17 protein-coding genes are annotated in these 17,598 nt (G+C 69.8%); 7 read left to right on the top strand and 10 right to left on the bottom strand.

From position 1 onward, the window contains the following. Positions 1 to 2: 2 nt before the first annotated feature. On the bottom strand, positions 3 to 626 hold the full coding sequence (gene trhA, locus AC07Q9_RS12505) for a PAQR family membrane homeostasis protein TrhA (protein WP_492678396.1): 624 nt from the start codon (positions 624 to 626) through the stop codon (positions 3 to 5). 205 nt (positions 627 to 831) lie between these two features. On the opposite strand from trhA, the gene AC07Q9_RS12500 reads away from it, so the two are divergent. After that, positions 832 to 1,827: a sialic acid TRAP transporter substrate-binding protein SiaP gene (locus tag AC07Q9_RS12500; protein ID WP_493192594.1), complete on the top strand. Its 996-nt coding sequence runs from the start codon at positions 832 to 834 to the stop codon at positions 1,825 to 1,827. Here AC07Q9_RS12500 and AC07Q9_RS12495 read toward each other — a convergent pair. Then, on the bottom strand, positions 1,824 to 2,843 hold the full coding sequence (locus AC07Q9_RS12495; protein ID WP_495304626.1) for an AraC family transcriptional regulator: 1,020 nt from the start codon (positions 2,841 to 2,843) through the stop codon (positions 1,824 to 1,826). The two genes, AC07Q9_RS12500 and AC07Q9_RS12495, sit on opposite strands and share 4 nt — an antisense overlap. Positions 2,844 to 2,983: 140 nt before the next feature. Between AC07Q9_RS12495 and AC07Q9_RS12490 the strand changes: the two genes are divergently transcribed. After that, positions 2,984 to 3,775, top strand: a complete 792-nt coding sequence (locus AC07Q9_RS12490) for a crotonase/enoyl-CoA hydratase family protein (RefSeq protein ID WP_495309690.1) — start codon at positions 2,984 to 2,986, stop codon at positions 3,773 to 3,775. A 9-nt stretch (positions 3,776 to 3,784) separates the two neighbouring features. On the opposite strand, the gene AC07Q9_RS12485 is transcribed toward AC07Q9_RS12490, so the two are convergent. The 3 genes from AC07Q9_RS12485 to AC07Q9_RS12475 all read right to left on the bottom strand — a co-directional run bounded on the left by AC07Q9_RS12485 (position 3,785) and on the right by AC07Q9_RS12475 (position 7,067). After that, entirely contained in the window at positions 3,785 to 5,209 is a 1,425-nt protein-coding gene (locus AC07Q9_RS12485) for a GTPase/DUF3482 domain-containing protein (protein WP_495309688.1), read from the bottom strand. Next, entirely contained in the window at positions 5,206 to 6,591 is a 1,386-nt protein-coding gene (locus tag AC07Q9_RS12480) for a DUF2868 domain-containing protein (RefSeq protein ID WP_495309686.1), read from the bottom strand. The genes AC07Q9_RS12485 and AC07Q9_RS12480 overlap by 4 nt, the downstream gene beginning before the upstream one ends. A gap of 167 nt (positions 6,592 to 6,758) precedes the next feature. After that, positions 6,759 to 7,067, bottom strand: coding sequence for a hypothetical protein (locus AC07Q9_RS12475; protein WP_495309684.1), 309 nt, complete (start codon positions 7,065 to 7,067; stop codon positions 6,759 to 6,761). On the opposite strand from AC07Q9_RS12475, the gene tssE reads away from it, so the two are divergent. Beyond that, positions 7,057 to 7,647, top strand: a complete 591-nt coding sequence (gene tssE, locus AC07Q9_RS12470) for a type VI secretion system baseplate subunit TssE (RefSeq protein WP_495309682.1) — start codon at positions 7,057 to 7,059, stop codon at positions 7,645 to 7,647. The two genes, AC07Q9_RS12475 and tssE, sit on opposite strands and share 11 nt — an antisense overlap. A 61-nt stretch (positions 7,648 to 7,708) precedes the next feature. Next, the gene (gene tssF, locus AC07Q9_RS12465; RefSeq protein ID WP_095744941.1) at positions 7,709 to 9,589 is read left to right on the top strand and encodes a type VI secretion system baseplate subunit TssF; all 1,881 of its coding nucleotides are present in this window, start codon (positions 7,709 to 7,711) and stop codon (positions 9,587 to 9,589) included. Here tssF and AC07Q9_RS12460 read toward each other — a convergent pair. After that, positions 9,586 to 10,179, bottom strand: a complete 594-nt coding sequence (locus tag AC07Q9_RS12460; RefSeq protein ID WP_495309679.1) for a TetR/AcrR family transcriptional regulator — start codon at positions 10,177 to 10,179, stop codon at positions 9,586 to 9,588. The two genes, tssF and AC07Q9_RS12460, sit on opposite strands and share 4 nt — an antisense overlap. A gap of 85 nt (positions 10,180 to 10,264) precedes the next feature. On the opposite strand from AC07Q9_RS12460, the gene AC07Q9_RS12455 reads away from it, so the two are divergent. Further along, complete coding sequence (locus AC07Q9_RS12455) at positions 10,265 to 10,693, top strand: VOC family protein (RefSeq protein WP_495309677.1); 429 nt, start codon at positions 10,265 to 10,267, stop codon at positions 10,691 to 10,693. Positions 10,694 to 10,700: 7 nt separating this feature from the next. On the opposite strand, the gene AC07Q9_RS12450 is transcribed toward AC07Q9_RS12455, so the two are convergent. After that, positions 10,701 to 12,557 (bottom strand): ABC transporter ATP-binding protein, encoded by a 1,857-nt coding sequence (locus tag AC07Q9_RS12450; protein ID WP_495309675.1) that lies wholly within the window; start codon positions 12,555 to 12,557, stop codon positions 10,701 to 10,703. A gap of 94 nt (positions 12,558 to 12,651) precedes the next feature. Beyond that, on the bottom strand, positions 12,652 to 13,587 hold the full coding sequence (locus AC07Q9_RS12445) for a LysR family transcriptional regulator (protein WP_495309673.1): 936 nt from the start codon (positions 13,585 to 13,587) through the stop codon (positions 12,652 to 12,654). Between the two features lie 100 nt (positions 13,588 to 13,687). Between AC07Q9_RS12445 and AC07Q9_RS12440 the strand changes: the two genes are divergently transcribed. Continuing rightward, a complete protein-coding gene (locus AC07Q9_RS12440; RefSeq protein ID WP_495309671.1) occupies positions 13,688 to 14,512 on the top strand; it encodes a DODA-type extradiol aromatic ring-opening family dioxygenase in 825 nt (274 codons plus the stop codon). 31 nt (positions 14,513 to 14,543) lie between these two features. Continuing rightward, the gene (locus AC07Q9_RS12435) at positions 14,544 to 15,422 is read left to right on the top strand and encodes an alpha/beta fold hydrolase (RefSeq protein WP_495309669.1); all 879 of its coding nucleotides are present in this window, start codon (positions 14,544 to 14,546) and stop codon (positions 15,420 to 15,422) included. 19 nt (positions 15,423 to 15,441) lie between these two features. Here AC07Q9_RS12435 and AC07Q9_RS12430 read toward each other — a convergent pair whose 3' ends face one another. Together AC07Q9_RS12430 and AC07Q9_RS12425 are read right to left on the bottom strand one after the other, a co-directional pair. Then, positions 15,442 to 16,446: a Bug family tripartite tricarboxylate transporter substrate binding protein gene (locus tag AC07Q9_RS12430; protein ID WP_495309667.1), complete on the bottom strand. Its 1,005-nt coding sequence runs from the start codon at positions 16,444 to 16,446 to the stop codon at positions 15,442 to 15,444. Further along, positions 16,443 to 17,438 (bottom strand): Bug family tripartite tricarboxylate transporter substrate binding protein, encoded by a 996-nt coding sequence (locus AC07Q9_RS12425; protein WP_495271575.1) that lies wholly within the window; start codon positions 17,436 to 17,438, stop codon positions 16,443 to 16,445. Before AC07Q9_RS12425 ends, AC07Q9_RS12430 begins: the two co-directional genes overlap by 4 nt. Between the last annotated feature and the right edge of the window lie 160 nt (positions 17,439 to 17,598).

The following is a 17,598-nucleotide window of genomic DNA, read 5'->3' as shown; positions in this document are numbered from 1 at the left end:
CGTCAGAGCACGAACCAGCCCACGGCCACGTAGTGGCTCGCGGTGCCGGCCAGCACGAACAGGTGCCAGGCACCGTGCGCGTGGCGCAGCCCCCGCCGGTTGCGATAGAACACCGTGCCCACGGTGTAGAGCACGCCGCCCGCGACCAGCCAGGCCAGGCCGGTGGCGTGCAGCTTGGCCGCCAGCGGCGCGGCGGCCAGCACGCCGAGCCAGCCCATGCCGATGTACAGCGGCAGCGAGGGCTTCTTCGCCGTACCGGTCTCGGCGGGTTTCAACTCGCGCCAGATGCCGAAGCACGCGGCGCTCCAGATCGCCGCGAGCAGCAGCCAGCCCCAGGGGCCTTGCAGCGTGACGAGCGCGAAGGGCGTGTAGGTGCCCGCGATGAGCAGGTAGATCGCGCAATGGTCGGCGCGCTCCCACAGGCGCTTGCTGCGGCCGCGCGTGCTGTGAAAGAGCGTGGAGGCCGCGTACAACGCCACCGCCGAGAGCGAGAACACCAGCCCGCCCGCGATGCGCGCCGGATCGCCCGTGGGCAGCGTCTTGGCGAGCAGCAGCGCGGCGGCCGGCAGCGCGAGCAGCAGGCCGAACAGGTGGCTGTAGCCGTTGAGTCGTTCGCCGGGGTACATGAGGTGCTGAGGTGCGGTGGGGAAGTGGGCGCGTCGGGCGCACGCGGATGCTAGGCAAGGGCCATGACTGCCCCGTGACCGGGCAAACCCTGTCTGAATTCTGGTTGCAAATGTTTACATTCAGCGGCCGGGATGCGTTCCCGACACCCGCCGCGTGCTTTGGCGCACCCGCGCCGGCGGGCCTTCTCACCGTGAGGGACTGCCGATGAAAAAAAGTTTGATGTCGTGGCGCCGGGCTGCTGTCCTGTGCGTCGCCATGGGGAGCGCCGCTGTCGCTTGTGCGCAAGTGCAGCAGTTCAAGTGGGGTCACATCTACGAGCCCGCGAGCATCTTTCATCAGCAGGCCGAACTGGCGGCGCGCAAGATCGCCGAGCAGTCCGAGGGCAAGATCAAGATCGAGGTGGTGCCCGCCTCGAAGCTGGGGCAGGAGCGAGACTACGCGCTGATGCTCGCCAACGACGCCATGCAGATCGCCTACGTCGGGCAGGCCACGCTGGCAGAGGGCTACCCGCCGCTGGGCCTGGGCAGCTACCCCTTCGCCTTCAAGGACCTGGACCACGTGCGCAAGTACCTCGCGAGCCCGCTGCTCGCGGACCTGATGAAGGGCTACAACGAGCGCAGCGGCAACCGCATGGTCGCGTCGGTCTACTACGGCGCGCGGCAGGTGACCTCGGGCAAGCCACTGCAGCGCCCCGAGGACTTTCGCGACCTGCGCCTGTACGTGCCAGACGCCGCGGCCTACCAGCTCTTTGCCACCGCGCTCGACGCCAAGCCCGTGTCGCTGCCGTTCAACAGCCTGTACGGCGCGCTCAAGAAGAACGAGGTCGAGGCGCAGGAGCATCCGCTGGGCACGGTGCGCGCCAAGCAGCTGTACGAGGTGCAGAAATACGTGCAGCTCACGGGCCACATCTACGACACGCTGGGCATCGTCATCGGCAAGGCGGCCTGGGCCCGCCTCACGCCGCCGCAGCAGGCGATGGTGGAGAAGACGCTGGCCGACACGGCCAAGTGGACCAACGTCGGCGTGATCGCCAGCGAGCTCGAAGACGAGCAGTTCCTGCGCGGCAAGGGCATGACGGTGCAGCCGGTCAACCGCCTGCCGCTGCTGGAGCGCGTGACGAAGCGCTCGACGCCCGAGCAGATGGGCGCGCGGCCGGGCGACTTCGCCAAGTTGCAGGCGCTGGCCGGCGCGGCGAACTAACCGGCTCGCTGTCGGTAGCCGCGCGGCGTGCTGCCGGTCCACGTGCGAAAGGCGCGGTGGAAGGCCGGCGTGTTGTCGAAGCCGACCGAGGCGGCGATGCGGTCGATGGGTTCGCGCGTCTTCACGAGGCGCTGGATCGCCAAGTCGCGCCGCACCTCTTCCTTCAGTACGCGAAAGCTGGTGCCCTCGGCCGCGAGCTGGCGCGACAGCGCGCGCTCCGACATGTGCACCGCGCGCGCCGCCGCGCCCAGCGTGGCGTCGGAGGCGAGGTGCGCGGCGACGAACTCGCGCACCGTGGCGCTGGTGGTGTCGTGGTCGAAGGTGACGAAGATCCAGTCGTCGGGCGCGCGGCGCACGAAGTCGAGCAGCTCGGCGCGCGTGCGCTGGAAGGTCTGGCGCAGCACCGGTTCGGCAAAGCGCACGGAAGATGTGTCTTGCTCGAACTGCAGCGGGCCGGGGAACAGGTTGGCGTACTCGTCGAAGCGCGCCGGGCGCGGGAACGCAAAGCCGACGCCCAGCACCGGCAGCTGCCGTCCCATGAGCCATGAGGCCACGCCGTGGATCAGCTTGACCATCAGCGCATGGCCGAAGGGCGTGGTGGGCCGCGCGGCGGCTTCGGGGTGGGGCGCGATGGCGATCGTGGCCACGCCGTGGGCGCGCGTCATGCGCAGGCGGTGGTCGTCCAGCAGCAGGTTCCAGAAGCGCGTGAAGCGGTACATGGCGACCATGAGCGAGGGCGCGTCGAGCAGGCTGAGCCCGAGGTACTTGAGCGCGCCCGCGCGGATCGGTCGCGACCACAGGCCCAGCATCTCGTCGCCCATGAAGAGCGACACGCACTCGTACATGCGAACGAACTGCTCGCGCGTGACGCGCGCGCCGTCCTGGCGCAGCAGCTGCGGCGAGAGGCCGGCCTGCGCGGCCAGCATGTCGATGTCGCGCGGGCTCAGCTGGCGGCGCGCACCGCTCAGCAGGTGCTGCAGGAAGCTGACGGCGACGGTGGCGCGCTCTGGCGGCATGACGGGTTCAAAAGACGGTTGGCGGAATCTGCAAATGAATGGGCGCGATCTGCAAGCAATGGCGCGGCGGCCAGGGCTATCGTAGCCCTGAAGCGCCCCATTCCGGTGGCGGAACCCGCAACAACCCAAGGAGCCCTGCCGTGATCGAACGGAACGTCACCCTGCACATGGACGAAGAGGTCGCCGTCGTGACCCTGAACCGTCCCGCCAAGCGCAACGCCATCGACGAGGCCACGCTGGCCGCGCTGGACGCCGTGTTCAGCGCGCTGCCGCGCGAGGCCAAGGCCGTGGTGCTGACCGGCGCGGGGCCGCATTTCTGTGCCGGGCTCGACCTCAAGGAGCACCACGACAAGGAGCGCACGGCGGTCGACTTCATGCGCGTGTGCCAGCGCTGGCACAGCACCTTCGACAAGATCCAGTACGGCGGCATTCCGGTGGTCGCGGCGCTGCACGGCGCGGTGGTCGGCGGCGGGCTGGAGCTGGCGGCGGCCACGCACGTGCGCGTGGCCGACCCGTCGACCTACTTCGCGCTGCCCGAGGGGCAGAAGGGCATCTTCACGGGCGGCGGCGCGACGGTGCGCGTGGCGCGCATCATCACGCCGGGCCGCATGGTCGAGATGATGCTCACCGGCCGCGTGCTCGACGCCCGCGCCGGCAAGACGCTGGGCCTGGCGCACGAGATCGCCGCACCCGGCGAGAGCCTGCGCGCCGCGATGGTGCTGGCCAAGCGCGTGGCGAAGAACGCGGCGCTGTCGAACTACGCGATGGTGACGTCGATCAGCCGCATCGCCGACATGTCGTCCACCGACGGCATGTTCGCCGAGTCGCTGATGGCGGCGGTGGTGCAGACCGGCGGGGAAGTGCAGACGCGGTTGGGGGCGTTCGTCGACAAGTCGCTGGCCAAGGTCACGCCCGAACAAGTGGCGGGCTGAGGCCCGGGTTCAGGCGTCGAAGGCGCGCTGCAGTTCGATCGACAGCGTGCCGGCCAGCGCCTCGCGCTGCGGCGCGGGGCGCCAGAAGCTGCGCGTGAGGGCGCCGGTCGATTCCCATTCGGGATGGCTGCGCGCTGGTTGCACCGCACGCACCGCGCCCGCGGCGGCACGCATGAGCGTGTCGTCCTCGTCCGCCGACGGGGCCTCGGCCCGGATGCGCTCGACGGCCGCATGGCCGCGCCGCTCCAGCGCCTGCGCAAGCTGCAGCTGCCATGCCGCGAGCGTGAACAGCACGCTGTCTTCCACCGTGAGTTCGTGCATGTCGCGCAGCTTGTTGGCCAGCTTGCGCCCCAGCGGCCCCCAGCCCTGCGACACCGCGCCGCCGATGGCGCCGCCCAATGCCGCACCCGCGCCCAGCGACAGGCCCGCCACCGCGAGGTCGGCCACCACGCCCACGGCGGCGCCGATGACCGCGCCTTTGCCCAGGCGCAGGCCCGCGTCCTTCATCGCCTCGGGGTTGAAGAAGTCGAGCGTCCAGCGGCCTTCGATGATCGGCAGCGGCGCTTCGTCGGCGTCGCCCTGGCGAAAGCCGTAGAGCGCGAGCAGGTCGTCGGTGCAGCGCTGGGCCTTGTCGAACACGTCCTTCTGCACGCCGGCGACCAGCGCCTGGCGGCGCGTGGCGTCGGCGAACTCGGCGGCCGGCACGGTGCGGCGGATGGCCGCGGCATCGACCAGCAGGTCCGCGATGCGCGTGCAGGCCGACTGGCGGCGCGCGTCGGCCTCGGCGTCGAGTGCGTCGACCACGCCGCGCAGCGCGTCGCGGCGGTCGCGCAGCAGGGTGGCCAGGTCGTTGTAGAGGTCGTGCTCGGCGCCCACGAAAGGCGCCGCCGCATCGAAGCGCACCTGCACGTGCAGGCCGTAGGCCGAGAGCAGTTCTTTCCAGGCCGGCTCGCGGCTGGCGGCGTCGCGCACGAAGTTGAGCACCGGCAGCACCGGGCGCGCGCAGGAGTTCAAGAGTTCGATCTCGTCGCGGAACTTGGGCAGCACCGGCTCGCGCACGTCGATCACGAGAAAGGCCGCGTCGATGTCGAGCATCGCGCGCAGCACCTTGGCCTCCTGCTCGAACACGCCCTGCGCCTCGGGGCCCTGCAAGAAGCGGCGGATGCGCTCGGGCGGCGTGGCCTGCTGGGCGGCGTCGAGGCCGGCCAGGTGCTCGCGCAGCGCGACCGCATCTTCCAGGCCCGGCGTGTCGAGGAAGCGCACGGCCGGCTGGCCGTTCACCTCGAGATCGACCGACTCGACATGGCGCGTGGTGCCGGGGCGCTGCGACACCTCGCCGAAGTTCACGCGCCGCGTGAGCGTGCGCAGCAGCGAGGTCTTGCCCGCGTTGGTGTGGCCGACGACGGCAATGCGGATCGGGATCGGGGTGGTCATGCGGTGGCGGTGCCTTCCGTGAAGACGGCATCGAGCCGGTCGCTCGCGACCACGTGGGCCAGCCCGGCGTCGCGCAGCCAGTCGCGCCAGCGCTGCGTGGCGGCGGCGTTGGGCGCGTCGGCCAGCCAGAGGCGGCATTCGCCGCAATGCGTCAGCACCTCGCGCAGGAAGCGCTCGGTGCCGCGGTCGGGGCTCGAGGCCGCATGGCAGACCAGCAGCACGGTGCGCGGGTGGACCTGCGCGAGCTGGTCGAGCAGCGCGCGGCGTGCCGGCGCGCTGCCGTCGATGCGGACCGCCGATGCCGGCAAGCCGGCGGGCGGCCAGGGCAGGTCGGGCGGCAGTTCGAAGCCGACGACGAACACGCCGTCGTGCTGCTCGGAGGCCGGCAGGCCCGTGGGCGCGGCGGGGTGCGCGCGGCCCGGGTCGGCATCGACGATGGCGGGCGGCGCCAGCGCGGCGAAGCGGGCCAGCAGCTTGCGGTAGTAGGGCGCCTGCCAGTCGGGCTGCAAGGCGGGGCGGCGATGGCGGCAGACGGCGGCGCTCAGCAGCACCAGCGCCAGGCGCGGCAGCAGGCCGTACACCGCGATGCAGCCGGTGAGCCACAGCGCCCAGGTGCGCTGGGCCGCAGCGACCGGCGCCGCCGATTGCACGGTGGCCGCATCGGGCACGGGAAAACCGAACTGCGCCGGCAGCCAGCCCAGCGCCTGCACCACGCGCACGAAGAAGGCGGGTTCGAGGATCGTCGTTTCCCAGCTCAGCGTGTAGCTGCGAAAGGCGAGGGCGAACAGCATCGCGGCCAGCACCACGGCGAACGACAGCGCCCAGATGCCGTGGCTCACGAGCCCGAAGGCCCAGGGCAGCAGACGCGCACGCGTGAGCAGCCCCGTGGCCGCGCGCACCAGTTGCGGTGCCTGCCCGCGCTGGCCGCCCGCCACGCGCGCCGTGAGCGACAGCCACAGCCAGCCCAGCGAGGCCGTGCCGAAGGTGCCCGACGGCAGCCACAGGCCGGCCAGCCACAAGAGCAGCGTGAGCGCATGCAGGCCCAGCAAGCTGACGAGCGCGACGATCACGTTGATGTGGCGGTCGTTGCCGCCGACCACCTGGCCCGCCAGGCCCAGCCCCGCGATCACGACCAGCGCCACCAGCGCCAGCAGCACCCACGGTGCCCATTGCCGGCCGCGCGCGAGTTCGGCCTGCAGGCCCATGCGCTCGCCGAGCTGGCGGGCACGTTCAACGATGCGGGTGGGGCCGTCGGCTGCGCGCGAGGCCGCGGTGCGAAGGGCCGACGCGTCGTCGAGCGGGCCGTTCTGTTCGGTCCATCGGACCGCCTCGGTGATCACCGCATCCGGGAAAGCAGGTTCGCGCAGTGCGGTGGTGGTCAACAGGGTCCCTTCTTCTTCGCCAATGACGCCCCGGCGCAGGAATGCAGGGGCGGGGCGCGCAAATTATGCCCGGCGCTTCGCGAGGCCCGGCGCACGGTCAACGGGGCCGCGAACGGCCCCGTTGCGCTGCGCGTGCAGCAAAAGAAAGGACGCGCGGTCGGCGGGTTTCAGCGCAGGCCGAAGAACGACAGCACGGCCACGACGACCACGACCAGACCGACGATGTAGATGATGGAATTCACGCGAGGGCTCCTTGTGGTTGGCGATGACCCAGCATCGGCCGCCCATCGGCACACGGGTGTCGGCGAGGGACGGTGCGTGCTGTAGGACTTGCGAAGCGTGAACGCGACGACAAATGCCCGGTGCGGGCGTGCGCGTGCGCGCCCGACCCGCTGTGTGACCATTGTTTGCAATGAGCGGCGGGTATCCACGCAAGACTCTGCCCCTTCCAGAAAAGGCAAGGTCATGCGGCTCACCGAGCATTCCCCGTTCACAGGTTCCCACCCCGCGCACCCCGGCGCCCGCGCCCCCCGCGGCCCCGATGCACCGGCCCCGCCGCGCGTCAACGCGCAGCTGCTGCCCACGCTGTTCGACCGCCTGCGCGACGAGGCGCCCAGCCGCGCCACCGAGCTGCCGTCGGAGTACACGGCCACGCCGGCCCGGATGCGCGAGATCATCCAGCGCGACCTGGCGCTGCTGTTCAACACCACCAACGCCGAGGACCTGATCGACCGCGTGCGCCATGCGGACGCGGCGTCTTCCACCGTCAACTACGGCGTGCCGCCGCTGGCCGGCAGCTACCTGTCGGAGCGCAAGTGGGCGGACATCGAACGCATCATCCGCCGCGCCATCCACGACTACGAGCCGCGCCTGATTGCCGACAGCGTGCAGGTCGTGCCGCTCATGAAGGAGGACGGCGCGGCCGAGGCCTACAACGTGCTGCTGTTCGAGATCCGCGCGCTCATCCACCTGAAGCCGTACCCGCTGGCGTTCACGGTGCAGAGCGCGGTCGACCTCGAGACCAACCGCATGCGCATCGTCGGCGCGGCGGACTGAAGGCGCCTGTCTCTTTTTCATTTCTCCTTTACTTCAACCACGCCAGGGAAGGCTCACCGTCATGGACCCGCAACTCCTCGAGTACTACAACCGGGAACTCGTCTACATGCGCGAGGCGGCGAGCGAGTTCGCCGCCTCGCACCCCAAGATCGCCCGCCGCCTGGGCATGCACGGCATCGAGGTGGCCGACCCGTACGTGGAGCGGCTCATCGAGTCGTTCAGCTTCATGTCGGCGCGCATGCAGATCAAGCTCGACGCCGAATTTCCGCGCTTCACGCAGCGCCTGCTCGAGGTGCTGTACCCCAACTACCTGAGCCCCACGCCGTCGATGGCCGTGGCGCAGCTGCACCCCAGCGTGAAGGAGGGCGACTTCACACGCGGCTTCGTGGTGCCGCGCGGCACGGCCTTCCATGCGCGCGTGCCCGCGGGCGAGCAGACGCCGTGCGAGTTCCGCTCCAGCCAGGACGTGACGCTGTGGCCCTTCGAGATTGCCGAGGCCCGGCTTACCGGCGCACCGCCCGACATCCCGGCGCTGGAGCGCTACGTGCCGCCGCATGTGCAGGTGACGGGCGCGCTGCGCCTGCGGCTGCGCATCGTGGGCGAGATGGGCTTCTCGGCACTGTCGGGGCTCGACCGGCTGCCCATCTACCTGCGCGGCAACGAGCAGGTGGCGTCGCACCTGTTCGAGCTGCTGCACACCTCGGCGGTCGCGACCTTTGTCGGCGAGCCCGGCCAGCTGATGGACCGGCCGCACGTCGTGACCGAAGGCGCGCTGGTGCACGAAGGGCTGGGGCCGGGCGAAGGCCTGCTGCCGCTGGCATGGAACACCTTCCATGGCCACAACCTGCTGCACGAATACTTTGCATGCCCCGAGCGCTTCTACTTCTTCACGCTCACGCAGCTCGCGCCGGGGTTGGCGCGCATTCCCGGCAAGGAGGTCGAGATCGTCGTGCTGCTGAGCAAGCCGCCCGGCGCGCTGGGGGCGCTGGTCGATGCGGCGCAGTTCGCGCTGTTCAGCACGCCGGTGGTCAACCTGTTCGAGCGGCGCACCGACCGCATCGAACTCGACAGCGCGCAGACCGAGTTCCACCTCGTGCCCGACCGCTCGCGGCCGATGGATTTCGAGGTGTATTCGGTGCAGCGCATCGCCGGCCAGCAGGCACGCACCACGGCCGAGATCGACTTCCGCCCGCTCTACCAGACGCTCAACGAAGACGAGGGCAACCACGGCCGCTACTTCTCGGTGCGGCGCGAGCCGCGGCTGGTGTCCGAAACGGCGCGCAAGTACGGCACGCGCACGCCGTACATCGGCACCGAGGTGTTCCTGTCGCTGGTCGACCAGCAGGAGGCGCCGTACCCCGAGAGCCTGCGCTATTTGTCGGTGAAGGCGATGCTCACCAACCGCGACCTGCCGTGCCTGGTGCCGCGCAACGGGCAGGCCGACCTCGCGGTGGCCGATTCGATCCCGGTGTCGGCCGTGGGCCTCATCCGTGCGCCGAGCACGCCCAAGTCGCCGTTCGCGCAGCGCGAGATCGCGTGGCGGCTGATCCGGCAGCTGGGCTTCAACCACCTGCCGCTGGCCGACATGCCGCACCGCGAGGGCGCGCAGGCGCTGCGCGACATGCTGCGGCTGTTCGTCACGGCCGACAACGACGTGCTGCGCCGGCAGATCGACTGCCTCGTCGGCTCGCGCATCGAACCCGTGACGCGGCGCCTGCCGGGCGCGGGGCCGCTGATCTACGGGCGCGGCGTGCAATGCACGCTGAGCGTCGATGAAGAAGGCTTCTCGGGCACGAGCCCGTACCTGCTGGGGCTGGTGCTGGAGCACTACCTCGCGCGGCACGTGAGCATCAACGTGTTCACGCAGACCACGCTCGAATCGATGCAGCGCGGCACGGTGGCCAAGTGGCCCGTGCGCATGGGCGGGCGAGGCGCGGTCTAGTTCCTCTTGGGCGGGAGCGCCTGCTCCAGCAGCCACAGCATGGCCGCCCGCACCTTGGCGGCATCGGCACCGGCGTCGATCTCCAGGGCCGCGCGGTCGAAGGCGGCCGACAGCAGGCGGGCGAGGGCGTCGAGCGACACCTCGCCGCGGCCCATGCCGGCGCGCGCCAGCCCCTGGCGCAGCGAGTTCGCCGAGGTGGCGTCGTCCATCGACATCATTTCCGCCAGGCCCAGCACGGCGGGCCCGTCGATCAGCAGCAGCCGGGTGCGCCCCGGCACCGTCATCGCCTTCAGGTAGGCCTCGCTGCCCACGAGCAGGGCGTCGCGCGGGCCGAGCTCGTCGGGCGTGGCGGCATCGATGTCGGCCGCGACCGCCTGCGCCTCGAGCAGCAGCACCTGGCGGAACAGGTCGCGCTTGTCGTTGAAGTGGTGGTACAGCGCGCCGCGGGTGATGCTGGCGGCCATGGCGATCTCGGGCGTGGAGGTGTCGCCGTAGCCCTTGTTGACAAAGAGCGTGCGGGCCGCCTCGGTCAGCGCGAGGCGGGTGGTTTCGGTGCGTTCGCGGTTGGTGCGTGCCGGGGTTTTGGCCATGACCCTAATTTACATGCAGTCTGTTTGTGGATTAATATTTAACTTACATGCAGTTTGTATGTTTAATCCACGAAGGAGCCACCCCATGAAAGTGACGAGCTATTACCCGGTGATCATGACCAACGACGTGGCCGGCACCGCGGCCTTCTACCAGGCGCATTTCGGGTTCGTGTCGCTGTTCACGACCGACTGGTATGTGCACCTGCAGCTGGCGGACGATGCCTCGGTGAACCTCGCCGTGCTCGACGGCACGCACAAGACCATTCCCGCCGAAGCGCGTGGGCAGGTGGCGGGCGGGCTGCTGTTGAACTTCGAAGTGGAAGACCCCGACGCGGTGCACGAGCGCCTGAAGGCGGCCGGCCTGCCGATCCTGCTGTCGCTGCGCGACGAGGCCTTCGGCCAGCGCCACTTCATCACGCGCGACCCGAACGGCGTGCTGATCGACATCATCAAGCCGATCCCGCCGAGCGGGGAGTTCGTGCAGCTGTACGAAGCCGGCGCGCTGCCGACCTGACGCCCGCTCAGGCGCGCAGGGCTTCGTCTTCTTCGAGCCCGTCGCCCAGGAAGCCGCCGCTCTGGTGCGCCCACAGCCGCGCATACAGGCCGCCCTGGGCCATCAGCGTGCGGTGGTCGCCTTCTTCGACGACGCGGCCTTCGTCGAGCACGATCAGGCGGTCCATCGCCGCGATGGTCGACAGCCGGTGCGCGATCGCGATCACGGTCTTGCCTTCCATCAGCGTGTACAGGCTCTGCTGGATCGCGGCCTCGACCTCGGAGTCGAGCGCGCTCGTGGCTTCGTCGAGCAGCAGGATCGGCGCGTCCTTCAGCATCACGCGCGCAATGGCCACGCGCTGGCGCTGGCCGCCCGAGAGCTTCACGCCGCGCTCGCCCACATGCGCCTCGTAGCCGCGCCGTCCGCCCGCGTCGCCCAGCGTCTGGATGAAGTCGTGCGCTTCGGCACGCTTCGCAGCCGCTTCGATCTGCGCCAGCGTGGCGTCGGGCCGGCCGTAGGCGATGTTGTCGGCCACCGAGCGGTGCATCAGAGACGTATCTTGCGTGACCATGCCGATGTGCATGCGCAGTGAATCCTGCGTGACCTTCGAGATGTCCTGCCCGTCGATGAGGATGCGACCGCTTTCCAGGTCATGGAAGCGCAGCAGCAGGTTCACCAGCGTCGACTTGCCGGCACCCGAACGGCCGACCAGGCCGATCTTTTCGCCGGGCTTCACCACGAGGTTCAGGTCGTCGATCACGCGGCGGCCCGCATCGCCGTAGCGGAAGCTCGCCTGCTCGAAGCGCACCTCGCCGCGCGGCACGTCGAGCACCGTGGCATCGGCCGCGTCCAGCACCGTGCGCGGGCGCGACAGCGTCTTCATGCCGTCCTGCACCGTGCCGATGTTCTCGAACAGGCTGGTCATCTCCCACATGATCCAGTGCGACATGCCCTGCAGCCGCAGCGCCATCGCCGTGGCGGCGGCCACCGCGCCCACGCCCACCGTGCCGTGCGACCACAGCCACAGCGCCATGCCCGCCATGCCGGCCGTGAGGCCCATGCTCAGCGTGTGGTTGACGATCTCGAAGGCGCTCACCAGCCGCATCTGGCCGTAGCCCGTCTTCATGAACTCGCGCATCGCGTCGCGCGCAAAGCCGGCCTCGCGCTGCGTGTGCGAGAACAGCTTGACGGTCGCGATGTTGGTGTAGGCGTCGGTCACGCGCCCGGTCATGAGCGCGCGCGCGTCGGCCTGCGCCTTGCCGACCTTGCCCAGGCGCGGCACGAAGTACACCAGCGAGGCGATGTACAGCGCCAGCCAGATGACGAAGGGCCACACCAGCTGCGCGTCGAGCACGCCCACCAGGATGATCATCGTGGCCACGTACACGCCCATGGCCACGAGCACGTCGGCCAGCACGAACACGGTCTCGCGCACGGCCAGCGCGGTCTGCATCACCTTGGCCGTGATGCGGCCCGCGAACTCGTCCTGGTAGAAGGCCATGCTCTGGCCCAGCATCAGGCGGTGGAAGTTCCAGCGCAGGCGCATCGGCAGGTTCACCGCCAGCGTCTGGTGCTTCACGATGGTCTGCAGTGCCACCACGCCGATGCTGATCACCAGGAACGCGGCCAGCCACAGCAGCGTGTCGCCGCGCTCGGCCCACAGCCGCGACGGCACCTGGCCGCCGAGCCAGTCGACGATGCGCCCGAGGATCGCGAACAGCGCGGCCTCGAAGGTCGACATCACCGCCGTGAGCACCGCCATCGCGGCGATCTTGCCGCGCACGCCGTGCGTGCAGGCCCACAAAAAGGCAAAGAAGCCCTGGGGCGGCAGCGCGGGTTCGGCGGCGGGATAAGGGGTAAGGAGTTTTTCGAAAAAGCGGAACAAGGAATCGGTCTCCAGGAGAGCCTTCGACTGTAGCCCTGCACGCATGACCTTGCCCCGAAAAGGTGCGTTCGCGGCCGGCGCCTTCAGCAAGCCTTCAGCTGCGTCGTGTCTTGGTGTCGTCGGTGCGTGCTGCCTTTGTTTCCATGCCTCCCAGCCGCTCGCTCAGGAAGTCGATGAAAGTTCGCAGCTTGGGCGACATGTACTGCCGGCTCGTGTACACGGCGAACAGCGTGACCGGCGTGGCTTCGAACGCGGGCAGCAGCCGCACCAGCCGGCCCTGCGCCAGGTCGTCGTCGATGAGCCACACGGGCAGGTACGCAATGCCCATGTCGGCGCGCACCGCGTGCAGCGTGAGCGTGGTGTCGTCCGAGCGCATCGCGGGCGTGAGCCGCAGCGGAAACATGCGCCCGCCCGGTCCCTTGAGCGCGAGGTTGTCCAGGTTCACGTAGCTGGGCACGATCGCGCCCAGCTTCGCGAGGTCGGCCGGCACCGCGGGCAGGGCGCCGTGGCGCTTCAGGTAGGCCGGCGTGCCTGCCAGATGAAAGGGCACGCGGCACAGCGGCCGCGCGATGAGTGCGGGCGAGGGCTCCTGCGTGGCGCGCAAGGCCAGGTCGTAGCCGTCGGCCGCGAGATCGACCTTGCGGTTCTCCAGGTGCATGTCGACCAGCACCTCGGGGTACGCCGAGCGGTAGTCGGCCAGCACGCGCGCAAAGCGCGGCGTGGCGCACCACACGGGCGCGCTCACCTTGAGCTGGCCGCGCGGCGCGTCGCTCGTCTGGCCGATGGCGGCCTCGGCCGCGTCGAGCAGGTCGAGCGCGCGGCGGCTCTGCTCGTACCAGGCGGTGCCGGCTTCGGTCAGGCTCAGGTGGCGGCTGGAGCGGTGCAGCAGTCGCGCGCCCAGCGATTTCTCGAGCTGCGCCACGTGCTTGCTGGCCATCGGTGCCGACAGGCCCAGGCGCTCGGCCGCCGCCACGAAACTGCCGGCCTCGACGACCTCGCGGAACACGCGCAGGCTGGTCATGCGGTCCATCGATGATTTCCTGTGAAGAAAGGATTCGATGCATCGTAGCCTGTCGATTTCCTGAAAGGAAATGTCTACAGTCGATCCAACGCCTTCAAGGAGCATCGACTTGACCCACGACACCACGCTTTCCCGCCTGCCCACGTACTTCATCTCGCACGGCGGCGGCCCCTGGCCCTGGATGAAGAAGGAGATGGGCGCTACCTACGACCAGCTCGCCGCTTCACTGGCCGACATGCCGCGCCAGATCGGCCGCACGCCGGCCGCCATCCTCATGGTCTCGGCGCACTGGGAGTCGCCCGTGTTCACGGTGCAGGGCAACCCGCGCCCGCCCATGATCTACGACTACGGCGGTTTTCCGGCCCACACCTACGAGGTGCGCTACGCCTCGCCCGGCTCGCCCGAACTCGCGCAGCGCGTGCAATCGCTGATCGCCGCCGCCGGCCTGCCGGCGCAGATCGACCCCGAGCGCGGCTACGACCACGGCATGTTCTCGCCGATGGCCGCGATGTACCCGGACGCCGAGGTGCCGGTGGTGCAGCTGTCGCTGCGGCGCGGGCTCGACCCGGCCGAGCACCTGGCGCTGGGCCGCGCGATTGCGCCATTGCGCGACGAGAACGTGCTCATCGTCGGCAGCGGCCTGAGCTATCACAACCTGCGCAACTTCGGCCCGCAGGCGCACGGCGTGTCGAAGGCCTTCGGCGACTGGCTCGACGAGACGGCTGTGCAGGCCACGCCGCAGGCGCGCGTGCAGCGCCTGCAGGACTGGGCCTCGGCCCCGTCGGCGCGCATGGCGCACCCGCGCGAGGAGCACCTGATTCCGCTGATGGTCGCGGTGGGCGCGGCCGAGGGCGACGTCGGCGAGCGCGTCTACCACGAGGACGCCTTCATGGGCGGGCTCGTGGTGTCGAGCTACCGCTTCGGCGCGGCCTGAAGGCACGCGGGCCGCGCGGCAGAATGAAGCCATGCCCACGCCCGCTCTTCCCACCCCCGACGAATCCGCCGAAGCCCGGCGCCAGATCGCCCGCATCGAAGCCCTGTCCACCTCGCACGACCCGGTGCACGACGGCATTCGCGTGCGCTGGCGCCGCTTCGGCACCGACACGACGAAGCCGCCCATCGTGCTGCTGCACGGCGGCCATGGCAGCTGGATGCACTGGCTGCGCAATGCCGAGGCGCTGTCGGCGCAGCGCACGCTGCTCCTGCCCGACATGCCCGGCTTTCACGATTCCGATGCGCTGCCGCGCGTGGCGCCCGGCGACGACGCGCTGGTGCCGCTCCTGGCCGCGCTCGGCGGCACGCTCGATGCGCTCATCGGCGCCGGCACGCCCATCGACCTGGGCGGCTTCTCGTTCGGCGGGCTCACTGCCGCGCGCTTCGCGGTGCGGCGTGGGGCCATCCGCCGGCTGGCGCTGATGGGCAGCGGCGGCCACGGCACCTTGCGCCGCATGACGGTCGAGATGATCAACTGGCGCGCCGCCCCCGACCGCGAGACCGAGCGCGCCGCGCTCATGCACAACCTGGGCGCGCTGATGCTGCACGCGTCCGCCGCCATCGATCCGCTGGCCTTCGAGATCCACGACCTCTCGTGCCACGGCACGCGCTTTCGCAGCAAGGAGGTGTCGCTCTCGGGCGGGCTGCAGGCCGCGATCGACGCGCTGGGCGTGCCGACGCTGCTGCTGTGGGGCGAGTTCGACGTCACCGCCGATTCGCGTCCGCTGGTGGCGCAACTGGCCAGCGAAGGCCCCGGCCGTGAAGGCGTGGTGATCGACGGCGCGGGGCACTGGGTGCAGTACGAGCGCGCCGACGAGACCAATGCGCGGCTGCTGAAGTTCTTCGGCTGAACGTCGCCGCCGCGACCGGTTACTGCTTCGTGAGGCCGAGCTTGCGGATGGTCTCGGCCCACTGGTCGTAGGTCGTGCGCGTCAGGTCGGCCAGTTGCTGCGGGGTCGACGATTCGGCTTCGTACGCGCCCTGGCGGAAGAAGTCGCGCGTGGCCGGCATCGCCAGCACCTGCGCCAGCGCGGCATTGAGCTTGGCGACCACCGGCGCCGGCATGCGCGCCGGGCCGTAGAAGCCGAGCCAGCTCGCCATGTCGACGCCGCTCACGCCTTGCTCGCTCATCGTGGGCACGTCGGGCAGCATCGCGCTGCGTTTCGGCGCCGCCACCGCGAGCATGCGCACCTTGCCGGTGGCCGTGTTCTGGATGGCGTTGGGCGCCGCGTCGAAGTAGTACTGCACGCGGCCCGCGAGGAAATCTTTCGCCGCATCGGCGCCGCCCTTGTAGGGCACGTGCACGACGTCCAGCCCGGCCTGCCGCGCGAAGGCCTCGCCGTAGATGTGCGACGAGGTGCCGGTGCCGAACGAGGCGTAGCTCATCTTCCCCGGGTTGGCCTTGATGTACGCCACCAGCTCCTGCACGTTGCGCGCCGGCACGCTCGCATGCACCGTCAGCACCAGCGGGCCGCGCGCGCCGAGCGAGATGGGCGTCAAGTCCTTGAACGGGTCGTAGCGCACCTGTGCCAGCGTCTGCGGGTTCTGCGCGACCACGGAAGAGGGCGCGTACATGAAGGTGTAGCCGTCGGGCGCGGCGCGGATCACCTCCTCGGTCGCGAGGATGAAGCTCGCGCCCGGCCGGTTCTCCACGATGACCGGCGTCTGCAGCACCTCGCCGAGCTTGTTGGCGACGAAGCGCGCCTGCGCGTCGGAGGCGCCGCCGGCCGCCAGGCCGAGCACGATGCGGATGGTGCGGCCCTTGACCGGAAAGTCCGCGGGTGAGGCTGCGAATGAAGACAGCGGCAGGGCGATCGCGCCCAGCGCAAGCCATGCGGCCGCGCTGCGTCGGGTGATGAAGGAAGAAGGGCTCATTGCTTGGCCAAGCCTACCTGCTGCACCATCGCGCCCCAGCGCTCGTAGGTCGTGCGCGTGATGCCCGCGAATTCTTCCGGCGTCGTCGCACCCGCTTCGTAGCCGCCCGTGCGATAGAACTCGCGCACCTGCGGCATCGCCAGCACCTGCGTGAGCGCCGCGTTGAGCTTTGCGACCACCGGCGCCGGCATGCGCGCCGGTCCGTAGAAGCCGAGCCAGCTCGGCAGGTCGAGCCCGGCGTAGCCTTGTTCGGCGAAGGTGGGCACGTCGGGCAGCGCCGGGATGCGTGCATTCGCCGCGATGGCCAGCACCTTCACCTTGCCCGTGGCCGAGGTGATGATGGCCGACGAAGCCGAGTCGAACATGTACTGCACGCGCCCGCCGATCAGGTCTTTCGCCGCGTCCGATCCGCCCTTGTAGGGGATGTGCACCGCATCGACGCCGGTCTTCTTCACGAAGGCCTCGCCGTAGATGTGCGACGAGGTGCCCGCGCCGAACGAGGCGTAGCTGACCTTGCCGGGGTTCGCCTTCACGTAGGCCACGAGTTCCTTCACGTTGTTGGCGGGCACCGAGGTGCTCACCGACAGCACCAGCGGCCCGCGCCCGCCCATCGAGATGGCGGTGAAGTCCTTGAACGGGTCGTAGGGCACCTGCGCGAAGGTGTGCGGGTTCTGCGCCATCGTGGAAGAGGGCGCGTACAGCAGCGTGTAGCCGTCGGGCAAGGCGCGCGACACCTCGTTAGCCGCGAGCATGGTGCTCGCGCCGGGCTTGTTGTCGACGATCACGCTGGTGCCCAGCACCTCGCCGAGCTTCTGCGCCACGATCCGCGCCTGCGCGTCGGTGCCGCCGCCGGCGGTGAAGCCCACGACGATGCGGATCGGTTTGTTGCGCGCCGGAAAGTCCTGCGCGAACGCGAGCGGCGCCAGGCCCAGCAAAGCCGCGGCGCCGAGGGCCGAGCCGAATGCACGGCGGGTGCCGTTGAGTTTCTTCATCGATGTCTCCGTTGGAATGTTCTCCTGATATTGATTTAGAAAATCATAAAAATCCATATTTACTAGGGAATACCCCGAACAAACGCCTTTTTTTGGCTTTTGTGTTTGACAAAATGAACATTGAAATCAAAATACGACGAAACAGCCCATCCAAGACACC

The sequence above is a fragment of the Variovorax sp. GW821-FHT09A10 genome, from assembly GCF_059418385.1.
The sequence above is the reverse complement of the archived record's forward strand: the minus strand, read 5'-3'. Positions and strand labels throughout refer to the sequence as shown.